18 protein-coding genes and 3 pseudogenes are annotated in these 19,979 nt (G+C 64.1%); 11 read left to right on the top strand and 10 right to left on the bottom strand.

Annotated elements, in window-relative coordinates; translation table 11 throughout:
• Window positions 1-151 precede the first annotated feature (151 nt).
• The gene (locus HK436_RS15820; protein ID WP_173191293.1) at window positions 152-346 is read right to left on the bottom strand and encodes a hypothetical protein; all 195 of its coding nucleotides are present in this window, start codon (window positions 344-346) and stop codon (window positions 152-154) included.
• Window positions 347-578: 232 nt separating this feature from the next.
• Between HK436_RS15820 and HK436_RS15815 the strand changes: the two genes are divergently transcribed.
• Genes HK436_RS15815 through HK436_RS15795 form a run of 5 tightly spaced genes read left to right on the top strand, consistent with a single transcriptional unit; the run spans window position 579 to window position 5,730 of the window.
• On the top strand, window positions 579-1,358 hold the full coding sequence (locus tag HK436_RS15815; protein ID WP_173191291.1) for an SDR family oxidoreductase: 780 nt from the start codon (window positions 579-581) through the stop codon (window positions 1,356-1,358).
• 39 nt (window positions 1,359-1,397) lie between these two features.
• On the top strand, window positions 1,398-2,240 hold the full coding sequence (locus HK436_RS15810) for a fumarylacetoacetate hydrolase family protein (RefSeq protein WP_173191289.1): 843 nt from the start codon (window positions 1,398-1,400) through the stop codon (window positions 2,238-2,240).
• Window positions 2,241-2,267: 27 nt separating this feature from the next.
• Window positions 2,268-4,580, top strand: coding sequence for an NADP-dependent malic enzyme (locus HK436_RS15805; protein WP_173191287.1), 2,313 nt, complete (start codon window positions 2,268-2,270; stop codon window positions 4,578-4,580).
• A 36-nt stretch (window positions 4,581-4,616) separates the two neighbouring features.
• On the top strand, window positions 4,617-5,054 hold the full coding sequence (locus tag HK436_RS15800) for a hypothetical protein (protein WP_173191285.1): 438 nt from the start codon (window positions 4,617-4,619) through the stop codon (window positions 5,052-5,054).
• Window positions 5,055-5,079: 25 nt separating this feature from the next.
• Window positions 5,080-5,730, top strand: coding sequence for a DUF2865 domain-containing protein (locus tag HK436_RS15795; protein WP_173191283.1), 651 nt, complete (start codon window positions 5,080-5,082; stop codon window positions 5,728-5,730).
• On the opposite strand, the pseudogene gltX reads toward HK436_RS15795, so the two are convergent.
• The 3 genes and pseudogenes from gltX to HK436_RS15780 all read right to left on the bottom strand — a co-directional run bounded on the left by gltX (window position 5,648) and on the right by HK436_RS15780 (window position 10,461).
• Window positions 5,648-7,020, bottom strand: a pseudogene (gene gltX / locus HK436_RS15790) (glutamate--tRNA ligase). The gene HK436_RS15795 and the pseudogene gltX sit on opposite strands and share 83 nt — an antisense overlap.
• An 84-nt stretch (window positions 7,021-7,104) precedes the next feature.
• Window positions 7,105-8,804 (bottom strand): annotated as a pseudogene (locus tag HK436_RS15785) (ABC transporter ATP-binding protein).
• A gap of 433 nt (window positions 8,805-9,237) precedes the next feature.
• Window positions 9,238-10,461 carry an MFS transporter gene (locus HK436_RS15780; RefSeq protein ID WP_173191281.1) on the bottom strand — a complete coding sequence of 408 codons (1,224 nt, stop codon included), beginning with the start codon at window positions 10,459-10,461 and terminating at the stop codon, window positions 9,238-9,240.
• A gap of 152 nt (window positions 10,462-10,613) precedes the next feature.
• Between HK436_RS15780 and HK436_RS15775 the strand changes: the two genes are divergently transcribed.
• The 3 genes from HK436_RS15775 to HK436_RS15765 are packed head-to-tail and all read left to right on the top strand — an operon-like array spanning window position 10,614 to window position 11,983.
• On the top strand, window positions 10,614-10,943 hold the full coding sequence (locus HK436_RS15775; protein WP_312860615.1) for an ArsR/SmtB family transcription factor: 330 nt from the start codon (window positions 10,614-10,616) through the stop codon (window positions 10,941-10,943).
• Window positions 10,940-11,314, top strand: coding sequence for an SRPBCC family protein (locus HK436_RS15770; RefSeq protein ID WP_173191277.1), 375 nt, complete (start codon window positions 10,940-10,942; stop codon window positions 11,312-11,314). Before HK436_RS15775 ends, HK436_RS15770 begins: the two co-directional genes overlap by 4 nt.
• Window positions 11,315-11,359: 45 nt before the next feature.
• Complete coding sequence (locus HK436_RS15765) at window positions 11,360-11,983, top strand: ATP-dependent Clp protease proteolytic subunit (protein ID WP_173191274.1); 624 nt, start codon at window positions 11,360-11,362, stop codon at window positions 11,981-11,983.
• Window positions 11,984-12,005: 22 nt separating this feature from the next.
• Here the strand turns inward: HK436_RS15765 and HK436_RS15760 are convergent, their stop codons facing one another.
• Together HK436_RS15760 and HK436_RS15755 are read right to left on the bottom strand one after the other, a co-directional pair.
• Window positions 12,006-13,685, bottom strand: coding sequence for an NAD+ synthase (locus HK436_RS15760; RefSeq protein ID WP_173191272.1), 1,680 nt, complete (start codon window positions 13,683-13,685; stop codon window positions 12,006-12,008).
• A gap of 51 nt (window positions 13,686-13,736) precedes the next feature.
• Window positions 13,737-14,450 carry a DNA-3-methyladenine glycosylase I gene (locus HK436_RS15755; RefSeq protein ID WP_173191270.1) on the bottom strand — a complete coding sequence of 238 codons (714 nt, stop codon included), beginning with the start codon at window positions 14,448-14,450 and terminating at the stop codon, window positions 13,737-13,739.
• A gap of 66 nt (window positions 14,451-14,516) precedes the next feature.
• On the opposite strand from HK436_RS15755, the gene HK436_RS15750 reads away from it, so the two are divergent.
• Window positions 14,517-15,074, top strand: coding sequence for a DUF1003 domain-containing protein (locus HK436_RS15750; RefSeq protein WP_173191268.1), 558 nt, complete (start codon window positions 14,517-14,519; stop codon window positions 15,072-15,074).
• Window positions 15,071-15,649 (top strand): DedA family protein, encoded by a 579-nt coding sequence (locus tag HK436_RS15745; protein WP_173191266.1) that lies wholly within the window; start codon window positions 15,071-15,073, stop codon window positions 15,647-15,649. The genes HK436_RS15750 and HK436_RS15745 overlap by 4 nt, the downstream gene beginning before the upstream one ends.
• A 3-nt stretch (window positions 15,650-15,652) precedes the next feature.
• On the opposite strand, the gene HK436_RS15740 is transcribed toward HK436_RS15745, so the two are convergent.
• The 3 genes from HK436_RS15740 to HK436_RS15730 all read right to left on the bottom strand — a co-directional run bounded on the left by HK436_RS15740 (window position 15,653) and on the right by HK436_RS15730 (window position 17,397).
• The gene (locus HK436_RS15740) at window positions 15,653-16,051 is read right to left on the bottom strand and encodes a diacylglycerol kinase (RefSeq protein ID WP_312860614.1); all 399 of its coding nucleotides are present in this window, start codon (window positions 16,049-16,051) and stop codon (window positions 15,653-15,655) included.
• A 32-nt stretch (window positions 16,052-16,083) separates the two neighbouring features.
• On the bottom strand, window positions 16,084-16,881 hold the full coding sequence (locus HK436_RS15735; protein ID WP_173191264.1) for a DODA-type extradiol aromatic ring-opening family dioxygenase: 798 nt from the start codon (window positions 16,879-16,881) through the stop codon (window positions 16,084-16,086).
• A 129-nt stretch (window positions 16,882-17,010) separates the two neighbouring features.
• Window positions 17,011-17,397: a GFA family protein gene (locus HK436_RS15730; RefSeq protein ID WP_173191262.1), complete on the bottom strand. Its 387-nt coding sequence runs from the start codon at window positions 17,395-17,397 to the stop codon at window positions 17,011-17,013.
• Window positions 17,398-17,614: 217 nt separating this feature from the next.
• Between HK436_RS15730 and HK436_RS15725 the strand changes: the two genes are divergently transcribed.
• Window positions 17,615-18,493, top strand: coding sequence for a lipid kinase (locus tag HK436_RS15725; protein WP_173191260.1), 879 nt, complete (start codon window positions 17,615-17,617; stop codon window positions 18,491-18,493).
• 58 nt (window positions 18,494-18,551) lie between these two features.
• Here the strand turns inward: HK436_RS15725 and HK436_RS15720 are convergent.
• Window positions 18,552-19,930 (bottom strand): annotated as a pseudogene (locus HK436_RS15720) (class II 3-deoxy-7-phosphoheptulonate synthase).
• Between the last annotated feature and the right edge of the window lie 49 nt (window positions 19,931-19,979).

Raw genomic sequence — 19,979 nt, 5'->3', positions numbered from 1 at the left:
AAATGGCCGCGTAGAGCAGCGACAGGCGCAATTCGAAGCGAGGCGGCTTGACCGACTGGTCCGGCGTAAGGGGCGGCAGCGACATATGCGGAGAAGAATCCGGCTGGGAGTGCAGGCAGGTTAGCACCCGTGCTCCATCCCCGATACTGAGTCAGCGAAAAATCCCGGCGCGTCTTGCGTAGCGTTCAGCCGCATTGGCCTTGGACTGTTGCGTTCCGAGATAAGGTACATCGACGGTGCCCATCCTCACCGCATGCCGCATGCCGGCCGGCAAAAGTGCCCTGCCCGCTTCGGCAGCATGCGTGCGGCAGCCGGTAGTGTTCGACCAGTCCATCTCGATTTCCATGCAGCCCTGATTCCGTGGATGATCGTGTTTCATGGCTGCGGATATCTGCATGGCAGGCGGTCGGTACTTTGGCGCGTTGCCGGCGTTTGTGTGGCGTGGCGCGAAACGCACCCCGTGCGCATCGGCCGATCCCTTCATGGCATGGCATGATGACGGTTGTGCATCATGCCGCGCGGGGCTAGACGGAATGGTGCCCGGCCCGGTTGCCGGCCGTATTGAATGGGAGGAGCGCATGGATCTTGGACTTCGCGGAAACAAGGCAATCGTGTGCGCGTCCAGCCGCGGCCTGGGGCGCGGGTGCGCGATGGCACTGGCGGAAGCCGGCTGCGACGTCGTCGTCAACGGTCGCGACAGCGCGGTGCTGGCGGCAACAGCCAGCGATATCAGGGAAAAGTACGGCGTCGACGTGATCGAGATTGCCGGCGACGTCGCCGACCAGAAGGTGCGCGCGGCGCTGCTGGCGGCCTGCCCAAGCCCGGACATCCTGGTCAACAACAATGGCGGCCCGCCCTTTCGCGATTTCCGCGAGTTGACGCATCAGGCGATGATGGACGGCGTGACCAACAACATGATCACGCCGATCGAGCTTATCCAGGCCGTCATCGACGGCATGGCCGAGCGCGGGTTCGGCCGCATCGTCAACATCACGTCGCTGTCGGTCTACCAGCCGATCCCGGGGCTCGACCTGTCGTCCGGTGCGCGGGCGGGCCTGACCGCGTTTCTCGCCGGCGTCGCCCGCACCGTCGCGGCGAAGAACGTCACCATCAACCACATCCTGCCCGGCAAGTTCGACACAGACCGCATCCGCGGCAGCATCGAATTCGCCGCCAAGAAGGCCGGAACCAGCTTCGAGGAACAGGCCAGCCGCCAGGCCGCCGACATTCCGGCCGGCCGGCTTGGCACGCCGGAGGAATTCGGCCAGGCCTGCGCATTCCTGTGCTCGGTGCATGCCGGCTACATCACCGGCCAGAGCCTGATCCTTGACGGCGGCAACTATCCAAGCGCCTTCTGATCGACTTTCCCTATTTATCGAAGTGAAGAGGATAATCCATTGAAACTCATTCGTTTTGGCGACAAGGGCAACGAAAAGCCAGGTCTCATCGATGCTGCCGGCACCATCCGCGACGTTTCGTCGATCGTTGGCGACTACGGCCCCGAGACCCTCTCGCCCGAACTTCTCGACAAGCTCGCCTCGGCCGATCTGGGCTCTCTGCCGGCCGCGCCCGAGGGCGTCCGTATCGGCTCGCCGGTCTCCCGCATTGGTCACTTCATCGCGATTGGGCTCAACTACGCGGACCACGCCGCCGAAACGGGTGCTGCGATCCCTTCCGAGCCGATCGTGTTTTCCAAGGCGCCAAACAGCCTCTGCGGCCCCAATGACGACGTGCTGATGCCACGCGGCTCCCAGAAACTCGACTGGGAGGTCGAGCTTGCGATCGTGATCGGCAAGCGCGCCGACTATGTCGAGGAAAAGGACGCGCTCGACTACGTTCTCGGCTACGCGCTCTGCAACGACGTTTCGGAGCGCGAATACCAGGCCGAGCGCGGCGGACAGTGGATGAAGGGCAAGAGCGCGCCCACATTCGGGCCGCTCGGACCGTGGATCGCCACCCGCGACGAGATCGCCGATCCACAGAACCTCGACATGTTCCTTGATGTCAACGGCGAGCGCTGCCAGACCGGCAGCACGAAGACGATGATCTTCGGCGTGGCGCACATCGTGTCCTACCTGTCGCAGTTCATGGTGCTGGAGCCGGGCGACGTCATCACCACCGGCACGCCTCCCGGCGTCGGCCTCGGGATGAAGCCGCCGCGCTTCCTGAAGGCAGGCGACACCATGCATCTCGGCGTTGCCGGGCTTGGCGAACAGAAACAGACCGTCGTCGCGCGCTGACGCGACGACACAGGAGGCGATGCCAACATGAACGCGCCGGATCCCGCGAAAGCGCCTTCCGATCTCGACGAAAGCGCCCTGTTTTACCACCGCTATCCGGCACCGGGTAAGCTGGAGATTCAGGCCACCAAGCCGCTGGGAAACCAGCGCGACCTTGCGTTGGCCTATTCTCCTGGCGTCGCCGCACCCTGCCTCGCCATCCGCGACGATCCGTCGACCGCCGCCCACTACACGGCGCGCGCCAACCTCGTCGCGGTGATTTCCAACGGCACCGCCGTGCTGGGTCTCGGCAACATCGGCGCGCTCGCCTCCAAGCCGGTGATGGAAGGCAAGGCGGTGCTGTTCAAGAAGTTCGCCGGCATCGACGTGTTCGACATCGAAATGGACGCGCCCGAGATCGAGCGCATGGTCGAGACCGTGGCCGCGCTCGAACCCACCTTCGGCGGCGTCAATCTCGAGGACATCAAGGCGCCCGAATGCTTCGAGGTGGAAGAGCAACTCAAGGCGCGGATGAAGATCCCGGTCTTCCACGACGACCAGCATGGAACGGCGATCATCGTTGCCGCAGCCGTGCTCAACGGGCTGGAGCTGGCAGGCAAGTCGATAGAGGACGCAAAAATCGTGACCTCGGGCGCGGGCGCTGCCGCCCTTGCCTGCCTCAACCTGCTGGTCTCGCTGGGCGCGAAGCACGAAAACATCTGGGTCACGGACCGGTTCGGCGTCGCCTACAAGGGTCGCGTCGACGAGATGGACCGGTGGAAGGACCCGTATGTCAAGGACACGCCGGCGCGGGAGCTTGCCGATGTGATCGGCGGCGCCGACGTGTTCCTGGGGCTTTCGGCGGCGGGTGTGCTCAAGCCGGAACTGCTGAAGGAGATGGCGGAAAAGCCGCTGATCCTGGCGCTGGCAAACCCCGTTCCCGAAATCATGCCGGAGGTTGCGCGCGAGGCGCGACCCGACGCGATGATCTGCACCGGCCGTTCGGATTTCCCGAACCAGGTCAACAACGTGCTGTGCTTCCCCTACATCTTCCGGGGTGCGCTCGATGTCGGCGCGACCGCGATCAACGAGGAAATGAAGATGGCCGCCGTGCGCGCCATTGCAGGACTTGCCCGTGAGGAGCCGTCAGACGTCGCGGCGCGCGCCTATTCCGGCGAGACCCCGATCTTCGGGCCAGATTTCCTGATCCCCTCGCCGTTCGATCCGCGCCTGATCCTGCGCATAGCGCCGGCCGTCGCGGAAGCGGCCTGCAAGACCGGCGTCGCCACCCGCCCCATCGAGGACATGACCGTCTATATCGACCGGCTGACGCGCTTCGTGTTCCGGTCCGGCCTCGTCATGAAGCCGGTCTTTTCGGCAGCGCGAGCCGCGACCTCGAAGCGAGTCGTCTATGCCGATGGCGAGGACGAGCGCGTGCTGCGGGCCGCGCAAGTGGTGTTGGAGGAAGGCATCGCCAAGCCGATCCTGATCGGCCGGCCGCATGTCATCGACGTGCGCCTGCGGCGTTACGGCCTCAAGATCAGGCCCGGCACCGATTTCGAGATCGTCAATCCGGAAGACGATCCGCGCTACCGCGACTATGTCGACCTGCTGATCCGACTCGGCGGTCGCCGTGGCGTGACCCAGGAAGCGGCGCGCACCATGGTGCGCACCAACAATACGGTGATCGCCGCGCTTTCCATGATGCGCGACGAGGCGGACGCAATGATCTGCGGCCTTGAAGGCCGGTTCGAGCGTCACCTGCGCAATGTCGACCTCATCATCGGCCGGCGGGCGGATGTGCGCGACCTGTCGGCGCTCTCGATGCTGATCTCGCAGCGCGGTGTCACCTTCTTCACCGACACCTACGTCTCCGTCGATCCCTCCGCGCAGGAGATCGCCGAGATGACGATCCTTGCATCGGAAGAAATCCGCCGGTTCGGGCTCACACCGAAGGCCGCGCTGCTGTCCCACTCGAATTTCGGCTCACGCGACTCAGCGAGCGCACTGAAAATGCGCGAAGCGGCGGCTATCCTGAGAAAGACCGCGCCTGACCTCGAGGCAGACGGAGAGATGCATGGCGATTCGGCCCTCTCGGCGGTGCTGCGCCAGCGCGTCTATCCGCATTCGTCACTGAAGGACGAAGCCAATCTGCTGGTCTTCCCGAGCCTCGATGCGGCCAATATCGCGCTTACCACGGTGAAGACGATGATGGATGCGCTGCATGTCGGGCCGATATTGCTCGGCACAGCACGGCCGGCGCACATCCTCACGCCGTCGGTCACTTCGCGCGGCGTCGTGAACATGACTGCGTTGGCAATCGTCGAGGCAAGTTCCAAAGCGGAGACGGCGACAGCCTAAACAGAAGGTTAACCCGCCTCCAGTAAGGTACCGCCCATGATGACGGGCGGTGCTTCAGGCGGATTTAAGCGCATCTTTGGGTGCGCTTTCGCCGTTGCCGCGATCATGCTGGCCTTGGCGCTGCTGCCGGCAGAGGCGAGCACGCGCGTGTGCCGTCAGCTCGAAGGACAGCTCTCCAGTCTTTCATCCGGCGGTGGTGGAAAAGCGCGGCGCTACGACGCGGCCATAGCGCGCCAGCAGGAGCAGATACGACAGGCGCGCGACCAGGGCCGTCAGGCTGGCTGCGGACGGTTCATGTCTGGTGCCGCGGTTTCGTTCTGCGGCAACCTCAACGCCACGCTCGATCGCATGGAGCGCAACCTTGCCGAGCTGAACCGGACACGCCAGCGCATGGGCGGTGGTGGCGATACACGGCGCGAGCGCCCGCATCACCGCTGCGCTCGATGCCAATGGATGCCGCGCAAAGAAGTCTGACCCTGCGCCGCAGGATCAGGCCGCGGTGGACAACCGCACGGGCCTGCGCGTCGGCAATCTCTCCGGCCAGTTCCGCACGCTCTGCGTACGCACCTGCGACGGCTATTTCTTCCCGGTCTCTTGGTCCGTCCCACAATCCGCCTTTGCGCGCGACCAGAACGCATGCGCAGCCATGTGCCCCGGCACACAGGTCGAGCTTCACTATCACCGCTCGTCCGGCGAGGAGCCGAAGGATATGATTTCTGCGGTGACCGGCACTCCCTACAGCCAGATGCCGAACGCGTTCCGCTATCGCGAACGCAACACCGCGACCGCTCCCGGATGTTCCTGCACGACATCATCGTCGGCATCGGCAACTGCCCGGCGCGGCTTCGAAATCATCGGTGGCGATCATGGCTCCGGTTTGCCGGAACAGGAGCCCGCCCAGCAGCAGGCAATCCCCATGCCTTTGGAAAGGCCCGATGCGGCCGAGGATCCCGAGACGCTTTCCTCACGCGAGGGCGGGTTGGACGCCGCGGCGCTGAAACGGCTGGCGACCCCGCCGCGCCGGCCCAGGCCTTCGACAGCCGGCACCGAAGACGACGACCGTGCCGTCAGGGTCGTCGGGCCAAGGTTCCTTCCCGACCCAGAAGAGGCAATAGATCTGCGAGTTCCGGACCCTGCTCCCGCCCGGTAAGCGCCAGCCGCAAAGGCATGAACAGCGCCCTGCCCTTGCGCCCAGTTATTTCCTTCAGGCGGTCGGTCCAGATTTTCCAGGTCATCCGGTCCCAAGGTTCCGGCGGCAGATTGTCGAAGGCGATCGCGAGGAATTCGGCGTCTTCCAGCGTCGGTTCAGGCCGCTCCTGCGGTCCCTCCTGCACGATCTTCCACCACACCTCGGCATCAGACAGCTTTTCGAGATTGCCGCGCAACGCAAGCCAGAACGGCTCGGCGAGTGCGCCGGAGATGCCGTGCTGCGCCAGCCTGTCGCGGGCCTCCTCGAACGGCATGGCATGGATCAGCACCTTGTTCAGCGTCACGAGTTCGGCCGGATCGAACTTCGCGGCCGACTTGGACGTCGCCGCAGGGTCGAAGCGTTCGGCAAGCTCATCCATCGAGCGCGCCGCCGACACGCTTTCCGACGTGCCGATCAGAACCGCGAGCGAGGCGACCGCCATCGGCTCGATGCCGTCTTCAGCGAGACTCTTGATCGACAGCGCCCCGCTGCGCTTGGAAAGCCCTTCACCTGAAGAGGTCGTCAGCAGATTGTGATGGCCGAATGCTGGCGGCTGCGCACCAAGCGCCCGGAACAGCGCGATCTGCGCCCCGGTATTGGTGACATGGTCGTCGCCGCGGATGACGTGGCTGACGCCGAGGTCGATGTCGTCGACGACGGACGGCAGGGTGTAAAGATAGGTTCCATCCTCGCGCACCAGCACGGGATCTGACATCGACGCGAGGTCGACCGTCTGCGGGCCGCGCACCACGTCGTCCCAATGCACCTCAGTGCGCTGCGGCGAAAACGGATCGTTCGTGAAATTGGGCAGCAGGAAGCGCCAGTGGGGCTTGCGGCCCTCTTCCTCGAACGCCTTCCTGTCGGCTTCATCGAGCTTCAGCGCCTCGCGGCCATAGACCGGCGGCAGCCGACGCGAGAGCCTGATCTTGCGCCGCCGCTCCAGTTCCTCCGAAGTCTCCCAGCAAGGATAGAGCAACCCAGCGGCCTTCAGCCTTTCGACGGCTGCCGCATAGGTATCGAAGCGTGCCGACTGGTGCGCCGTCACGTCGGGGCGGATTCGAGCCAGTGCAGGTCCGTCTGGATCTGGTCGGCATATTCCTGCCGGGATCGCGCTGTGTCGGTATCGTCGAAGCGCAGGATGAAGCGGCCGCCGCGCTGCCTGGCGAACAGCCAGTTGAACAGCGCGGTCCGGGCATTGCCGATATGGATATGGCCGGTCGGCGACGGCGCGAAACGAACGGTGACTGTCATCGCCTGCGGGTAGCCGAAGCCCATGGCGTTGGCAAGGCGCATCGCCGTCTCCCGCCCGGTTGCGCGGGCGGGAGACGGTATGGTCTAGACGAAGCCCTTCGTCAGTTCGAGCGCCTGACGCTCGAACAGGCGGCGGTAGATGCCGCCCTCGAGCCGGATCAGCGAGACGTGGTCGCCCTCCTCGATCACCTCGCCCTTGTCGAACACCAGCAGGCGGTCGAGTGCGCGCACGGTCGAAAGCCGGTGGGCGATCACGAGCGTCGTGCGGCCGACCATTAGTCGCTCCATCGCCTGCTGGATCAGCACCTCCGATTCCGATCGAGGCTCGACGTGGCCTCGTCCAGGATCAGGATCGGCGCGTCGGCCAGGAACGCACGGGCAATCGCCACGCGCTGGCGCTCGCCGCCCGAGAGCTTGATGCCGCGCTCGCCGACGAGCGTCGCATAGCCCTTCGGCAGCCGTTCGATGAAATCGTGCGCGCTGGCAAGCTTCGCCGCCCGCTCGATCTCCGCCTGGCTCGCACCCGGCCGCGCATAGGCGATGTTCTCCGCCAGCGACCGGTGGAACAGGATCGGCTCCTGCTGGACGATGGCGATCTGCGCACGCAGAGATGCCTGCTGGACCGCCGATATGTCCTGCCCGTCGATCACGATCCGGCCACCGGTGACGTCATGCAGCCTCTGGATGAACTTGACGAAGGTCGTCTTGCCCGAACCCGAATGGCCGACGAGGCCGACCCGCTCGCCCGCGCGGATCTCCAGCGAGAAATCGCGGTAGAGCGGCTCGATATGCCCGCCATAGTGGAACGTCACGTTCTCGAAGGCGATGCGGCCTTCCTCGATGACGATCGGCGGCGCGCCAGGCAGGTCGGCAACGGTGACGGGCTGGGCGTGGATGTCGACCAGCTCCTCCATATCGTTGACCGAACGCTGAACATTGCGCACATGCATGCCGACATCGCGCAGGTAGCCCTGCAGCACGAAGAACGAGGTCAGCACGAAGGCGATATCGCCCGCGCTCGCCCTGCCCTCGCTCCACAGCACGATGGCGAAGCCGATGACGGCCGCGCGCAGGAACAGCATCGTCACGCCCTGCGTCGTTCCGTTGACGGTTCCGCGCGTCCACGTGCGATGGGTCCGGTGGCGCCACTTGTCGACGACCTTGGCCAGCCGCGCATCCTCGCGCTGTTCGGCGCCGAAAGCCTTCACCACCGCGTTGCACGAGACCGCATCGGCCAGCGCACCGCCCAGCCGCGTGTCCCACGCATTGGCAAGGCTTGCGGCGGGCGCGACATACCACAGCGACAGCGAAACGGTGATCGCGATGTAGATCAGCGACCCCGTGCCCACGATGACACCCATCATCGGCCAGTACCAGCCGAGCAGCAGCGTCGAGCCCAGCAGCATCACCGTCGAAGGCAGCAGCGCCACCAGGATCGTGTCGTTCAGCAGGTCCAGCGCCCACATGCCGCGCGTGACCTTACGTACGGTCGACCCGGCGAAGCTGTTGGCGTGCCAGTCGGTCGAAAACCGCTGCACACGTGCGAACGCGTCGGCGGAAATGTCCGACATCATCCGCAACGTCAGCCCGACGATCGCCTGGAACACGAAGTGGCGCAGCGCGATCGCCATCGTTGAGAGCGCGATCAGCATCGAGAACGCGGCGATCGCCGCGTTCCAGGCAAGCTCGTCGGTTGCCGCGCCGCGCGCGACCGCGTCGACGAGACGACCCGAATAGAGCGGCGTCAGAACGTCGGCCGCCGTCGAAGCCAGCACGGCAACGATGATCAACGTCAGCCTGACCGGCTGGTGGCGCCAGTGGGCGCCGGTGAACTTGAATACGCGACGGAAGGCATTGCCGCGCCGCGACTTGGGAAAAGGTCATGTCAATCGCCGGAGGCCGCGAAGCACTCCGGTCCCGGAATATGAAATCAGAAAAAGTTCGGCGCCGGCGACGGTCTTGCCGTCGCGGAGTGACGGTGCCGGACACGGTCCCCTGATCCGCACGAGCGGAACGGAAACCGGTGGCAGCCGCCTTGAAAGGCCGGGGTCAGTACAGGTTCGAAATCGAACCTAGGCGCTGCGACCCGCGATCATGGCGCTGCCCTGGGACGTAGAAGAGAATGCTGGCATTCGAACCTCCTCAGGGATGGCAAGGATCGCGCTTATAATCGCGGAAGTTGTTCCTGCCAAGTCCAGTTGAGCGGATTCCGTTGGGTCAGGCGGTAGCCGGCAAATCGCGCGCGAACAGCCTGCGCGACACGCCGACAAGCATCACGCAAGCGGCGAAGCAGTAGACCCCCATCACGACGACCTGGGCCGGAAAGCTAACACCCGCGTCGATCAGGTAGCCCGTCAGGCCCGGCCCCAGCGCCGTGGCAAACACGCCGAGTGCCATTGTCACCGCCCGAATCGCACCGAGGTAGCGCACGCCGTAAATCTCCGGCCATAGCGCGCCGAAGACCGTGTTGGTGAAGCCGTAGCTGATGCCCATCAGACCCATGAATACGAAAGCCGCCCATTGCGCTTCGACGAAGCCCAGGACAAGGCACGCGAGACCGAGTGGTATCAGGAAAGTCGGCAGCATCGCCTTTGCCGAATAGCGGTCGACCAGTTGGCCCGCCACCAGCGAGAACACCACCACGGTCGCCGCCATGAACGCGAAGGAGGCTGCGAAGGCTTCCAGCGACCAGCCGCGCAGCTCGACGAGATAGATCTGGTGGAAGAAAACCGTGGTGCCGATGAAGCCCGGTGCGAGCACACCGGCCATCGCCATGTAGAACAGCGGGTCGCGCAGCACCTCCGCACGGCTCCAGTCGCGCGCCGCAGCGACAGGTGCGGCGGGGTCGGATGCCTGCGGCGTGCGGTCCTTCGCGACCAGCCAGGAAATCAGCGGCAGCGCGACCACCAGCAGTGTGACCGCGCCGGCAAGCCAGGCGTTGCGCCAGCCCAGCGCGCCCGCCACCAACACGAACAGCAGCGGAAAGGATGCCTCGCCGGCATTGACGCCGATCGCCGTCAGCGAGGTCGCCCTGCCCCTTTGCGCGACGAACCAGCGCCCGATGGCGGTGAACGCGTTCTGGCTCATCATGCCCTGCCCGAACAGGCGCAGCAGATAGATGGCGAGCAGCAGCAGCACGATATGGTGCGAGAATGCCATCAGCACGCAGGCAAAGGCGAGTATCGGAACGATGATGAAGGTCACGGCGCGCGGTGAGCGCTTGTCCACGATCTGGCCGAGATAGGTCAGGGTCGCGGCGCTGGCGAGCGTCGCCACCATATAGACCGTGCCGAACTGGCCATGGCTCAGCCCGTACTCGGTACGGATATGGCCCGACGACAAAGAAATGAAAAACGTCTGCCCGTAGGACGAAAAGAAGGTCAGCAGGAAGCCGCCGGCGAGCCAGCGCGCGTTATTGCGGATAAAGGCAAGGAAATTCATGGGGTCTAAAGCCGCTCTTTTGCCGACCCCGCCGGGGCATGCGGGGCCCTGCGTTTGGAATGCCGCGCACTCTATCCGGCTCGCGCCGACCCGCAATGGCACTGACCATCTCTCCTGGGGGCCAAAGCGACGCTTGCCTGAAAGATAAGCCTGTGCTTATCTCAATCCATGAACGATCTGACATCTTTCGCGCCCTTGCCGATCCGACCCGTCGCGCGGTCTTCGAGCGACTTCTTGCCGGTGAGAAGAACGCGACCGAGCTGCGCGAGGGCTTGGCGATCTCGCAACCCGCCATCTCGCAGCACGTCGCCGTTTTGCGTGGTGCCGGCCTCGTCAACGAGATCCGCGCCGGCCGTCACGTAAACTACAGCGTCAACCCTGATGGCCTCACGCCGCTTTTCGACTGGCTCGCCCGCTATCGCGCCTTCTGGCCGACGCGCGTCGAAAGGCTCAAGACACTCCTCAAGGAAATGGATCAATGACCGACGGTTTTTCGGACGACCCAGACAGCACCGAGGAGGTGATGGTTGACTGCGAGCTCGATGCCGCACCTGAAAAGGTCTGGCGGGCGCTCACCGTGCCGGAGCTTGCCGCGCAATGGCTGGAAACCGATCGCACTGGCGAAAACGCCGCCGGCGAGCGCAGCTACGCCCTCATCGAGGCGGAACCCTGCAACCGCGTGCGCTACGCATGGCACGACGCGACCGCGAGCGAGCCCGATACGGTCGTCACCATCGACCTCTCGCCCGCTCCCGACGGCCGCACCCGTTTTCGCCTGACGCATAGCGTGGCCGAACGCGCGATACCGGTGGCAGTCAACTCCAACCGTCCGCCAACGGCCATGGCCGCCTGACGGCAGCTTCAAAACCTTTCACATCCCAACAAGGAGGATCGCGCGATGCGCGAAACGATGAATCTCGTCCCCATGGTCGTCGAGCAGTCGCCGCGCGGCGAACGCTCCTTCGACATCTTCTCACGGTTGCTGCGCGAGCGGATCGTGTTCCTCAATGGCGAAGTCAACGACGCATCCGCTTCGTTGATCTGCGCGCAGCTTCTGTTTCTGGAGTCGGAGAACCCCAAGCGGGAAATCTCATTCTACATCAACTCGCCGGGCGGCGTGGTGACGAGCGGCTTTGCGATCTACGACACGATGCGTTTCATCACGAGCCCGGTTTCGACGCTTTGCATGGGCACAGCCGGATCGATGGCGTCATTCCTGCTCGCATCGGGCGCGCCGGGCCGGCGCATCGCCCTGCCCAACGCCAGTGTCGTCCTCCACCAGCCCCTCGGCGGGTTTCGCGGCCAGGCCTCGGACATCGAACGCCATGCCGAGGACATCCTGAAGCTCAAGCGCCGCATGACGAGCCTCTATGCGCAGCATTGCAACCAGACCGAAGCCGAGGTCGAACGCGTGCTCGACCGCGACTTTTTCTTCACGGCGCAGGAAGCCAAGGAATGGGGGCTCGTCGACCACGTCTACGATCAGCGGGAAATCGTGGAGAACGGCAATGGCGCAAGCTGAAGACGGCGCCGCCCTGTGATGCTCAGCTGCGATCCCTGAACCGGTTGGTAATCGGATAACGGCGGTCGCGGCCGAAGTTCTTCTTGGTGATCTTCACGCCCGGGGCGGCCTGCCTGCGCTTGTACTCGGCGATGTAGAGCAGATGTTCGATGCGATGCACGGTCTCGCGGTCGTGTCCGCGCCCGACGATCTCGTCGACCCCCATCTCGCCTTCGACGAGGCATTCCAGAATGTCGTCCAGGACGGGATACGGCGGCAGCGAGTCCTGGTCGGTCTGGTCCGGCCGGAGCTCGGCCGAGGGCGCCTTGTCGATGATGTTCTGCGGGATCACCTCGCCCGAGGGACCAAGCGCGCCGGGCGGCACGTTGCCGTTACGCCAGCGGGCAAGTGCATAGACCTGCATCTTGTAGAGGTCCTTGATCGGGTTGAAGCCGCCATTCATGTCGCCGTAAAGCGTGGCGTAGCCGACCGACATCTCAGACTTGTTGCCGGTGGTGACGACCATCGAACCGAACTTGTTGGAGATCGCCATCAGGATCGTGCCGCGCGCGCGGCTCTGCAGGTTCTCCTCGGTGATGCCCTCCTTGGTGCCCTCGAACATCTGCCCGAGCGCGTTGGAGAAGCCATCGACCGGCTCGAAGATCGGCACGATGTCGTAGCGGGTGCCGAGTGCGCGCGCGCAATCCTCGGCGTCTTTCAGCGAATCCTTCGAGGTATAGCGATACGGCATCATCACGCAGCGCACCCGCTCCTCGCCGAGCGCATCGACGGCGATCGCCGCGCAGATCGCCGAGTCGATGCCGCCCGAAAGGCCGAGCACGACGTTCTTGAAGCCGTTCTTGTTCACATAGTCGCGGAAGCCCAGCAGGCAGGCGCGGTAATCGGCCTCCTCCTTTTCCGGGATCTTCGACATCGGGCCGTCGGTGCAGCGCCAACCGTCTGCTTCCCGCTTCCAGGTCGTGACGACGACCGCTTCCTCGAACTGGCTCATCTGGAAGGCCAGCGACTTGTCGGCGTTGAAGGCGAAGCTTGCACCGTCGAAGACGAGTTCGTCCTGCCCGCCGAGCTGTGCCGCGTAGAGCAGCGGCAGGCCGGTCTCGATGACCTGCTTCAGCACGACCTGATGGCGAATATCGACCTTGCCGCGATAATAGGGCGAGCCGTTCGGCACCAGCAGCATCTCCGCGCCGCTTTCGGCCAGCGTCTCGCAGACGCCGAGATCGCCCCAGATGTCCTCGCAGATCGGAATGCCGAGCCGGATACCGCGGAAATTGACCGGACCGGGCACGTCAGGGCCGGCCTGGAACACCCGCTTCTCGTCGAATTCGCCGTAGTTGGGCAGGTCAAGCTTGTAGCGTTCGGCAACGACCTTGCCGCCGTCCAGCACCATGACGGCGTTGTGCAGGCCGCTGTCGCGACGCAGCGGCGTGCCGATGATGACGCCCGGCCCGCCATCGGCAGTATCCTGAGCGAATTCCGCGACAGCACGTTCGCAGGCGGCCACGAAGGCCGGCTTCAAAACCAGGTCCTCCGGCGGATAGCCGGCGATGAAGAGCTCGGTAAAGAAGACGAGGTCCGCGCCATGGCGGGCTGCATCCGCCCTCGCCTCGCGGGCCTTGGCGAGGTTGCCGGCAACGTCGCCGACAACCGGATTGAGCTGCGCAACGGCGATGCGAATGATGTCTGGAGCTTTGCTGTTCATGCAAAAGCCTGTAGCGCGGCGGTTGCCGCATCGCAATGGCGCAGGGGCAGCCTAGTCGCTGACATAGCCGCGCAACTCTTCCACCGATCGATTGGGCCCGATCGACATTGAAAGAGTGCGCGAGATGTGGGCGCGCGGCAGGCCGGTTTCCGCAGCCCAGGCATTCATCTGCGCCTGAATGGCTGCGAGGTCCTTCTTGGAAGTCGGGCTTTCGGCGATCTCCAGCCCGGCATCGCGCATGGCAGCGGCCATGTCGCTGGAGATGATGAACGTATCCCAACCCAGCCAGCGCAGCAGGTATTGCCCTGTATTGCCACCAAGTCGGCTGCCGTGCTTGCCGAAATACGCCGTCAGCCCGACCTGGTCGTCGGCGGGCCAATCAGCCAGGAACTTGCCGAACCCGCTGTGCTCGCGCGAAACGCGGTCGACGAAGGCTGCGTTGTCGCGAACCGATTTGATCTTCTGCGGGTTGCGCACGATGCGCTTGTCACTCGCCAGATCGTGCCAGAAATCGTCCGGCTGAAACAGAAGCGGCTTCGGCTCAAAGCCGAGGAACGCCTCCTCGAAGCCCGGCCATTTCTGCTCGATCACCGACCAGACGAAACCGGCCGAGAAGACGCGGTTGGCCATGGTGGACAGGATGCGGTCGTCCGGCACGGCCGCGAGTGCCGCATTGTCTGGCACCGGCCCCAGCAGAGAATCCAGCACCTCATCACCGCCCTTGCGGTCTGCCGCGCGGGCGCGGATAGATTTGAATGAAAGCATGGCGGCCTCCCTGAATCGTTGCGATCATGCTTCACCGGAACGTTCCAGCCAAGCAGGAGAATGGGCATGGCAAAGACAGTCGAGGAACTCGCGTCACGCTGGTTCCCGGGCAAAAAGCTCGGCGACGCCGAACACCGTGTTCTTCAAAGCACCGCGGCCCGGCGCCCGCTTGCCAGAGACCAGAACCGGCATATTGCCGACCATGCCGGCTTCGGCGAGAGACTGGCAGACGCGATCGCACGGATCGGCGGTTCATGGAGCTTCATCCTGAGCTTTCTGGCCTTCCTGCTTGTCTGGACGCTTGCCAACACGTGGTTGCTCACGCGTGACGCGTTCGATCCCTACCCGTTCATCTTTCTCAACCTCGTGCTTTCCATGCTTGCCGCCATCCAGGCTCCCGTCATCATGATGTCGCAGAACCGGCAGACCGAGCGAGACCGGCTCGACGCGGCACATGACTATGAGGTCAACCTCAAGGCCGAGATCGAGATCATGGCGCTGCACGAAAAGATGGATGCCCTGCGGCAGAGCGAAATCGTCGCCATGCATTCGGAAGTCCGGGCAATCGCCGAAAGGCTGGAGAGGCTTGAGACGCTGATGACGGGCCGGAAAACCGCCGAATGACCGAGACGATCCATCTGCTGATCGAGAAATATGGCTTGCTTGCCGTCTTCCTTGGGTGCGTCGCAGAGGGTGAAAGTGCTGCCGTGCTCGCAGGATTCTTCGCGCATCAGCACGTGTTTCCGGCCTTGGGGGCGTTTCTCGCGACCTTTGCCGGCGCGTTCCTCGGCGACACGTTGTTTTTCGTCGCCGGCAGACGGTTCGGCACCTACGGGTTTGTGAAACGACAGGCAGCGCGCCCCGGCTTTGGCCGTGCGCTCGACCTCATCGCCAGACGGCCGGTCACTTATGTGATGCTCAACCGCTATGCCTACGGTTTTCGCCTGGTCGGCGGCATCGCCGCAGGACTGTCCGCCATGCCCGCCGGCAAGTTCGCTGCCGTGAACGCACTTTCGTCAGCGGTTTGGGCGATCCTGTTTCTTGGCGCAGGCTACCTGTTCGGTGCGGGCGTGGAACAGTTAGTCGGAAGGGAACTCGCAAATCATCAGCGATTGCTCGCCGCATTGGGCATCGGGCTTGTCACGACCGTTGCCGCCGGTTTTGCCGCGCATCATTTCTCCAGACGCGGCAAGCGGTAGACCTCAGACTGGCGCGCCTGCGATCCACTCCCAGAAAGCCAGCAGCCAGACACCCCCGGCGATGACGAGTGACAGCGCGACCGCCAGCGAGCCGCAGTCCTTGGCAAGCCGGATGTCGGTGTTGAATTCACGCGAAAAGGCATCGCAGGCAGCTTCAACGGCCGTGTTGAGCACTTCAACGACCATCACCAGCAGGATCACTCCGATCAACAGCGCGAAGCCGCGCCAAGTCGTTGCGATCACATAAGCAACCGGCAAGGCAACGCCGAGAAGGATCGTTTCGAGGCGGAAGGCGGCCTCATGGCGGATGAGGACCCCCAGGCCCGGGCCGAATTCTTCGTCGCGTTGATCAGTCTTTCCATCGGCAGGCCGGTTCTTGAATTGTCGCTTTCGGCTTCTCATAGCCAAAGCGATGCCCGGCGAACAGCCTGCCATCAATGGAACAGGTAGGAATCGTAGGCGAAGAACCCGAGCTGGCGGGACGCGTGGGCGCGCTCTGCGCGGGGCGCCCCGCCCGCGGCACCATAAGCGAAGAAGATCGGCATCAGATGCTCGTCGGTCGGGTGGTTTTCACGCGCGAACGGCGCCTGCGCCTTCCAGTCTAGCAATGCATCGCGGTCACCTTCCGCCAGTTTGTCGGCAAACCACTCGACAAAGGCATCTACATGAGCTGCCAATTCCGGATCGGCCTGCTTGCCGCCGCGCATCACCGGAAACAGTTCACGCAGGTTGTGGGTGATGTGGCCGGAGCCGATCAGCAGCACGCCTTCCTCGCGCAGCGGCGCCAATGCGCGGCCGAGCGCATAGTGCCATGCGGCGTCGCGCGATGGATCGACGGAAACCTGTACCACCGGAATATCGGCCTGCGGAAACGCGAGCTTGAGCGGTGTCCATGCGCCGTGATCATATCCCCGCTCGGCAAGGCGGCTCGGCTCCAGGCCTGCCTCGCCCAGCATCGCAAACACGCGCTCGGCAAGGTGCGGCTCGCCCGGTGCCGGGTACACCATCTCATAAAGCTCCGGTGCGAAGCCACCGAAATCATAGATCATTCCCGGCGCCGGATCGGTGACGACGGCAACGCCATTAGTCTCGAAATGGGCTGAGACGATCACGATCGCCCTGGGCCTCGGCAGGTGTTCCGACAACGTTTCGAGATAGTCGCGGGCTGCACTGTCATTGATGACGATGTCGGGGCCGCCGTGAGAGATGAAGAGCGTGGGCATCGAAGCCATGGGAAATCTCCTTTCCCATCATATACGCCTCCGCGCGCTCCGGCGGCAGATGCGATGCCAGCGACTCTTCGTTCAAGAATATCGAACGTCTACCGAATATTCGTTCACGTTCGCGTCTCCCGCCGACATCTAGCTCTTCTGTGGCAGCCCGTCGGTGATTTCGTAATAGTCGCCCTTGTCGCCGACGAAGATATGGACCTCGCCCTCTAGGCCGGACGGCGCATCGAAACTGCCTGCCATGATGGAGACATAGTCGGCGTCGTCGCGTTTCCAGAACAGCGCCGAGCCGCAGGTCCTGCAGAAGCCGCGTTGCGCGAAGTCCGATGCACGATACCAGCTCACATTTTCGTCGCCGGTGACTTCCAGGTTCTCGTTCGACACGTTGGTCGCCGCGTAATAATGCCCGGTCTGGCGGCGGCATTGCGAGCAATGGCAATAGACGACGCCGCGCAACGATCCCCTTGCGGTGAATCGCACGGAGCCGCAAAGGCACGCGCCTGTATGGGTTTCGCTCATGATCTCCTCCCTGCGTTGTTCCCGCCCCATCTCGCATGACTCCACCGGACGGAACATCGCGGAATTTTGACGCCTCTTTCAGCGAAACACGATCAGCACCACGCAGTGCAACATTACCAAGAATTAACGGAAGAACGTCGCTTTTCACCCGGCGCGGCATCGCAATGCTCGTTTCATCTGCCTATGTGCGACGCGCAATCCAAATGGTCGTATCTCCATGCAAGACAAGACGAAAAGAGCGCTGCTGCTGGTCAACCCGAAGGCGAGGCGCGGTAGCGAGGCCATCGGCCCGGTAACCGGCAGGCTCGAGGCTGGTGGACTTTCGGTGACTGTGGAATCCTTCGACGCCTTGCCCGAAATCGCGCGCGACATCGTGCGCCTGCGCGAAACCGCCGATCTCGTGATCGTATGTGGCGGTGACGGTTCTGTCTCGTCTGCGGCGCTCGCAGCGGTCGAGAGCGGGCTGCCGCTGGGCATCGTTCCGATGGGAACGGCGAATGACCTTGCCCGCACGTTGAGCATTCCTGTCGATCTGGCGCGGGCGGCCGACGTCATCGCTAACGGTCGCACCCGGCGTATCGACGTCGGCACCGTCAACGGCCACGCCTTTTTCAACGTTGCCAGCATCGGGCTCAGCGCCGCACTCGCGCGCGGGCTCGATCCCGCCCTCAAGCGGCGCTTCGGCCGTTTCGGCTACGCGCTCGCCGCCGCTCGGGTGATGCGGCAGGCCGACCGCTTCGTTGCCCGCATCACGGAGAAAGGCCAGCAGATCGAGACGTCCACGTACCAGATCGCAGTCGGCAACGGCCGCCATTACGGCGGCGGCAACGTGATCGAGGCCTCTGCCAGCATCGACGACGGTCATCTCGACCTCTACAGCCTCGAAATGAAGAACGTCTGGAAGCTCGCGCTGATGATGCGCTCGTTCCGCTCAGGCACGCACGGTGCATGGAGCGAGGTGCGCACTGCGCGTTGCATCGAATTCGATGTAGAAACGGACACTGAAATGCCGGTGAATGCCGATGGCGAGATCGTCACCTCGACGCCGGCGCATTTCAAGGTGCTACCCCAGGCGATCGAAGTCTTCGCCCCCTAGCCTGAAACGGAAACGGGCGCCGAAAGGCGCCCGTTCGATTGTCACGAAGGCAGGTCGATCAGCCGTTGACGACCTGTCGCGGGGCCTCGCCTGCGTTCTTCCGCTTAAGCAAATCCGCCACCAGGAAAGCCAGCTCGATCGCCTGGTCGGCGTTGAGGCGCGGGTCGCAATGGGTGTGGTAGCGATCCTGCAGTTCTTCGTCGCGGATGGCGCGCGCGCCACCGGTGCATTCGGTGACGTTCTTGCCCGTCATCTCGATGTGGATGCCGCCCGGATGCGAGCCCTCGGCGCGATGCACCTCGAAGAAGCTCTGCACTTCCTTGAGGATGCGGTCGAATGGCCGCGTCTTGTAGCCGGCTGCTGTGATGGTGTTGCCGTGCATCGGATCGCACGACCAGACGACCTTGCGGCCTTCCTTCTGCACGGCGCGCACCAGCTTCGGCAGGTGGTCGCCCACCTTGTCGGCACCGAAGCGCGCGATCAGCGTCAGCCGACCCGGCTCGTTTTCCGGGTTCAGAAGGTCGATCAGCTCGATCAGCCCGTCCGGCGTCAGCGAAGGACCGCATTTGAGGCCGAGCGGGTTCTTGATGCCACGGCAGTATTCGATATGCGCATGGTCCGGCTGGCGCGTGCGGTCGCCGATCCAGATCATGTGGCCGGAGGTCGCGTACCAGTCGCCGGAGGTCGAGTCGATGCGGGTCAGCGCTTCCTCGTAGCCGAGCAGCAGCGCCTCGTGGCTGGTGTAGAAATCCGTCTCGCGCAACGCCGGATGGCTGTCACCGGTGATGCCGACCGCGCGCATGAAGTCGATCGTCTCGGAAATGCGCGTGGCCAGCGCCTGGTAGCGTTCAGCCTGCGGGCTGTCGGCGACGAAGCCGAGCATCCACTTGTGCACGTTCTCGAGGTTGGCGAAGCCGCCCTGCGCGAAGGCGCGCAGCAGGTTCAGCGTGGCGGCGGACTGGCGATACGCCATCTCCTGCCGCGCGGGATCGGGAATGCGCGACTCTCATCGAACTCGATGCCGTTGATGATGTCGCCGCGGTAGCTCGGCAGCGTCACGTCGCCCTTGGTCTCGTTGTCGGACGAGCGCGGCTTGGCGAACTGGCCGGCGATGCGGCCGACCTTCACCACAGGCTGGGCACCGCCATAGGTCAGCACCACGGCCATCTGCAGGAAGACGCGGAAGAAGTCGCGGATGTTGTCCGCGCCATGCTCGGCGAAGCTTTCGGCGCAGTCTCCGCCCTGCATCAGGAAGGCCTCGCCATTGGCGACGGCTGCGAGCTGGCGCTTCAGCTTGCGCGCCTCACCTGCAAAAACCAGTGGCGGATAGGTGGCGAGCTGCCGTTCGGTCTCCGCAAGCACAGCGGCGTCCGGATAAGCCGGAACCTGCTGGATCGGCTTGTTTCTCCAGGAATTCGGGGACCATTTCGTCGTCATCGTCGCACCCATTACATCATGCGCGGGCGGCCTACGCCCGCAGGGAACC

Origin of the sequence: Neoaquamicrobium sediminum (genome assembly GCF_013240295.1) — a bacterium.
Taxonomy (GTDB): Bacteria; Pseudomonadota; Alphaproteobacteria; order Rhizobiales; family Rhizobiaceae; genus Aerobium; species Aerobium sediminum.
Note: the sequence above shows the minus strand (reverse complement) of the source record. Positions and strands in the feature narration are given on the sequence as shown.